At 45.2% G+C, this 1,837-nt stretch carries 2 protein-coding genes; one reads left to right on the top strand and one right to left on the bottom strand.

Going from position 1 to position 1,837, the window contains the following annotated elements:
- Positions 1-247: 247 nt before the first annotated feature.
- On the bottom strand, positions 248-817 hold the full coding sequence (locus PLA23_RS13065; RefSeq protein WP_324328900.1) for a chemotaxis protein CheW: 570 nt from the start codon (positions 815-817) through the stop codon (positions 248-250).
- 304 nt (positions 818-1,121) lie between these two features.
- Here PLA23_RS13065 and PLA23_RS13060 point away from each other — a divergent pair.
- On the top strand, positions 1,122-1,837 hold a 716-nt coding region (locus tag PLA23_RS13060; RefSeq protein WP_324475479.1), incomplete at its 3' end, for a response regulator.

Raw genomic sequence — 1,837 nt, 5'->3', positions numbered from 1 at the left:
CCTCTTTTTTCAGATTATCAAATCCATTGTATCGGTTTTGGATAAAATCCTTATTTTCCGGCCATTCAGATATACAAATCAGTAATGCCATGCAAAAAAAACAGAAACCCGTGTGAAGCCAGTGATCCCGCCTGGCGGGGACATCATTATGTGATAAAAGAGCTGGGATCTGGAAATGTCAGGGTTTGCTTCAGACCAGATCCTGATCGCAGATCCAAAATGTTGACAAGATACATATCTTCTCTGCTTAGAGTTCTGATGCGATTTTTTCTATCATGGTCCTGATATCAAGCCAGACAACAAGCCCGCTTTTATCCTTCTCTCCGGTCGTTTTTGTCTTTTTCCGGATCACTCCAAGAATATCGCGGTGAGTCTTCTGTGATGAGGTGTTCTCCTTGTCAATATCTTCATTCCCATAGGTAGTAACCGAGAAGACATCATCAACCAGAATGCCGATGGGTTTTTCGGTTATTGAACGATCCAGCACTATGATACGGGACTTTTTCTTTCCAGACGATTCGGTGGTAATATGCATGAGATCTTTTAAATCGATGATGGTCGTTATCATACCCCGAAGGTCGATGATTCCTTTCAGATAGGGGGGAGTATTCGGAAGGGGTGTCACTTCAGTCTGAGTTATCACCTCCCTCGTATCGAAGAGATCGATTGCAAACAGTTCGTTGCCAAGGATAAATTCTACGACCTGGATGGTCCCGGCCCCTTTTGTCCTGATCCGTGACGTCGCCTGAACGGGAGCCTGTATTGCCGGTCCTTCTTCATTTAAGGCTGCCTGGGCTTCAACACTATAGGTTGCCATGATATGTCCTCTGCTGATACTTGATTTGTACATTCATAAACTTACCCCTATCGGTTGATAAAAGCCAAACCTATCCCTGGAGGAAGATTGTAAAAAAGAGTGTTTGACAGGGTATAGAAATTGAGAACAGTAACTTCCTTATTATCAGAGCGCTAAAACCTCATCAGGTGCCATCCATCCTCTGTACCACTACGAAGTCTTCCTGAAAGTGTATGTATAGGAATATCGCTCTATCAGACTCTGTAAAGAAATTAGTTCACGAAAACGGAGAGATTGCAATCCAGATAAAACCACTCCTGATATCATGAATCACGCTGACCGGATATCATCCGACAATCTGAACATACTCCTTGTTGATGACGAAGAGATCGTCCTCAATGCTACCCGTGAGTATCTGACCAGATATTACTCTTTTCAGGTGGATATTGCAGAATCAGTCGAGCAGGCACTTGATAAAATTTCAGCCGGCACATATGATGTTATCATTGCCGATTATGAGATGGAGAAGATGAGTGGTCTGGACCTCCTGTCAGCCATCAGACAAAGGGGAGACCAGACCCCCTTTATTGTGTTTACCGGAAAGGGAAGAGAAGAAGTAGTAATTGCATCCTTTGAACTGGGCGCTGATGGTTATGTTCAGAAAGGGGGCGAAATACGAGCGCAGTTTGCTGAACTGGCCCAGAAGGTCAGAACTGTTGTTCAAGGAAAGCGGGCTGCTTCAGCACTCCGGGATCAGAACGAGCGGTACCGGATCCTCTTTGAAACGATGGAGCAGGGAGTGATATATCAGGATCATGAGGGGAGAGTGATTGAGGCAAACCCGGCAGCAGCAGCTATCCTGAACATTCCCCTTCATGAATTAATGGGGAGTATTCTGCATGATGGCAGATTGCAATTCTTCACTGAACAGAAGACCAGGCTGGTGCCGGATGAACAGCCATTCCTCCAGACATTGTATACCGGAAAGAGTCAATCCACGATCCTTGGCATAACACATCCGCCGGGAGATGATGTCACATG

Origin of the sequence: Methanospirillum sp. (genome assembly GCF_035406105.1) — an archaeon.
Taxonomy (GTDB): domain Archaea; phylum Halobacteriota; class Methanomicrobia; order Methanomicrobiales; family Methanospirillaceae; genus Methanospirillum.
The sequence above is the reverse complement of the archived record's forward strand: the minus strand, read 5'-3'. Positions and strand labels throughout refer to the sequence as shown.

Bases quoted from the DNA above. Each gene is read 5' to 3' on its own strand.
- PLA23_RS13065 (WP_324328900.1), bottom strand. From the start codon at position 817: ATGGCAACCTATAGTGTTGAAGCCCAGGCAGCCTTAAATGAAGAAGGA.